The sequence below is a fragment of the Thermodesulfitimonas sp. genome, assembly GCF_052743955.1.
In genome coordinates this window covers 1-2,539 of record NZ_JBRAIN010000154.1, presented here as the reverse complement: position 1 = coordinate 2,539, position 2,539 = coordinate 1, and the positions used below count along the sequence as shown (strand labels likewise).

The following is a 2,539-nucleotide window of genomic DNA, read 5'->3' as shown; positions in this document are numbered from 1 at the left end:
AAAATTTTGGGGCGTTTAAGAGGATTTACTGCCACCGGAGAGAATTTCAATGCAGAGCCCCGCGGTATAAAACGGGAGGCGGTACCCTTGATTTTACAAGTAGGAGCGTAGCGCCGGGCTTGGGCTTGGTTTTTTACCGGACGGCCTGCGGGCTGCATTAGCTCTATTGTTTTCGGCTCTGCTGGTGTTTCCCGGGTGCGGCAAAAAGGAGGCCCCCCAACCGGTGTCGCCGGGGGCAGGAATGGCGCGTCCCCTTCAGCCCCAATCTATTGATTACGATAAGGTACAGGAGGTTAAACCAGCGGGGGATCTGGCGAGGGCGGTCCACACGCGGATGTGCAGCCGGTGTTGGAGAAGGTTTTTGGCGGCGCGAAACTGGCCCTTTTCTTCGAAATGGGGGGCCAGATGGGGCCGCAGATGGGCCCACAAATGGGTGGTGGTGGCGGTAGTCATTTTACGTACGCCGTGAAGCGACAGACCAGGATTGAGGATGTGAGCGCCGTTCAGAAAAAGCTGGAAGCGCAGGGCTACAAGTTAGTGCTGGACAGTTCCCAAAATGCAATTAGGACTCTTTGCTTTGATAAAGAAGATCGGCGGTAAACTCTACTCCGTAACCGTTGGCACCACACTTGGTGACCAGCGGGTGAGCGTGGTTGTTTTCCCGAAGGGTTAACGTGGAGACAGGCGGCGGGCGGTGACGTAATAGCGCCGCCCGTTGCCGCTTCCTTTCGGCTGGTAGTCGAATCCTTCGTGGCGCAGGAGGGTAAAAAGGTCATCCGCCTCGTGGGCGTCGGCTGCTTCGAGGATAATCCTTACTTCTTCGCCGGGTTTAACCCCCGCTAACAGGCGTCTTGCGTGCTCGATATCTTCGCGGGTTATCGCGTTACCCAGGTTTATTATTTCCACTAAGCCCCTTACCCCCAGGTAGGGTTATTCCTTTACGGGCCTTTTTAAGTGTTATAATAGCACTTTTAAAACGGGGTTAAGGGATGTCCAAGGAAGAAAAGCTTTATCCTGTTCACTCCGTGGAAAGGGCGCTCGCGATCCTAGAGGCACTGGGACAAAGCACTAGCGGCGTGGGGGTTACGAAGCTCGGGAAGGACCTTGGCTTACATAAGAGCACGGTGCACCGGCTGCTGGCCACGCTGGCTAAGTACGGTTTTGTGGAGCAGGATGAGGCTACGGACGGCTACCGCCTGGGGATGAAGTTTGTTTCACTCGCCCTCAATTTTCTCAACCAGCTTGATTTTCGCCGTGAGGTTCTGCCTTATCTTAAAGAACTGGCGGAGGTTACGGGGGAAACCACCCAGCTTGCCGTTTTCGAAGGTGGTGAGGTGCTCTACCTCGAGCGGTTTCACTCCCAGGAAGCGATCACGGTGAATCTCGGCCTGCGGGTTCCGGCCTACTGCACGGCGGAGGGGAAGGTTCTCCTGGCGTGTCTGCCAGAAGAACGGCTGCGAAAATATCTTGAGAGCCACCAATTTAGGCAGTTTACAATTAACACTATCGTTAACCCTGAGCAGCTTCGCCTCCACATCGAACGGGTCCGAACGCAAGGGTTTGCGGTAAGCGCCGAGGAATACGCGGACAGCCTGCGCGGGGTGGCGGCCCCGGTTTTTGATCGTCACGGACGGGCCGTAGCGGCTCTCGGTATCGCCGGTCCCGCGAGCCGTCTAACCCTGGAGCGGATAAATCGCTTGATTAAGGCGCTTCAGGAGTCCTGTTACTCTATTTCGCTGCGTTTAGGGTACCAGCAGGGTAAAGTCGGGGAGCCGCTGCGTGAGGAGCAGAAGAGCCGTTCGGCGAAGGGTGGTATCTACTACGATGAGGGAACCAAACCTGCTTGATTATGAGGCTACATACCAGAAGTTTACCTGGGAAAAAGCTGCGGTTGTGCTTGGCATCTATCCCGCTCAAAAATTCAATATCGCTGGGATGGCGGTAGATAGCCAGTGCGCGCGGGGGCTTCGCGACCATATTGCCTTTAAATTTTGGAACGGGGCGACGGAGCAGAAGTTTACTTACGGGGAGTTAAAAGAGCTTTCCGAATAAATTTGCTCTGGCACTGAGAGCCGCCGGTATCGGCATCGGGGACCGGGTGGTCCTTTTTGGGCCAGCAACGCCGGAGTTTTACATAAGCTTTTTAGGCTGTGTCAAAATTGGGGCCATCGCCGTTCCCGTTTTTGAAGGTTACATGCCCGAAGCGCTCAGCGGCATCCTGGAGGATTCCGGGGCGGTAGCCCTGGTCACCACGGCGGCGCTACGGTCGCGCGTTAACCGCCGCCGCTTCCCCCGCCTGAAAGAGGTTTTTGTCGTGGGGTTGGCGGGGACGGGCGCGGAGGCAGGCGAGCGAAGCTGGTACGAAGCGGTCGAAACGGCGCGCGGCACCCTGATGGTGGCGCAACTTGACCGCGAGGCGCCTTTTGTTCTCCTCTACACTTCCGGATCGACCGGCACGCCGAAAGGGGTTGTCCTGCCGCATAGCGCACTTATTCATTACTACTATACCGGCTTATGGGTGTTGGATCTCCAGCCTGGG

General features: G+C 56.5%; 5 protein-coding genes. 4 read left to right on the top strand and 1 reads right to left on the bottom strand.

Going from position 1 to position 2,539, the window contains the following annotated elements:
* The first annotated feature begins 345 nt into the window (after positions 1-345).
* Positions 346-600, top strand: coding sequence for a hypothetical protein (locus tag ACUVTA_RS09430; protein WP_445952684.1), 255 nt, complete (start codon positions 346-348; stop codon positions 598-600).
* Between the two features lie 69 nt (positions 601-669).
* On the opposite strand, the gene ACUVTA_RS09425 is transcribed toward ACUVTA_RS09430, so the two are convergent.
* Positions 670-906 carry a hypothetical protein gene (locus ACUVTA_RS09425; RefSeq protein WP_445952683.1) on the bottom strand — a complete coding sequence of 79 codons (237 nt, stop codon included), beginning with the start codon at positions 904-906 and terminating at the stop codon, positions 670-672.
* 83 nt (positions 907-989) lie between these two features.
* On the opposite strand from ACUVTA_RS09425, the gene ACUVTA_RS09420 reads away from it, so the two are divergent.
* The 3 genes from ACUVTA_RS09420 to ACUVTA_RS09410 form a co-directional block, all read left to right on the top strand.
* Positions 990-1,847 carry an IclR family transcriptional regulator gene (locus ACUVTA_RS09420; protein ID WP_445952682.1) on the top strand — a complete coding sequence of 286 codons (858 nt, stop codon included), beginning with the start codon at positions 990-992 and terminating at the stop codon, positions 1,845-1,847.
* Entirely contained in the window at positions 1,825-2,052 is a 228-nt protein-coding gene (locus tag ACUVTA_RS09415; RefSeq protein ID WP_445952681.1) for a hypothetical protein, read from the top strand. Before ACUVTA_RS09420 ends, ACUVTA_RS09415 begins: the two co-directional genes overlap by 23 nt.
* 46 nt (positions 2,053-2,098) lie before the next feature.
* A partial coding sequence (locus ACUVTA_RS09410) for an AMP-binding protein (RefSeq protein WP_445952680.1) occupies positions 2,099-2,539 on the top strand: 441 nt, incomplete at its 3' end.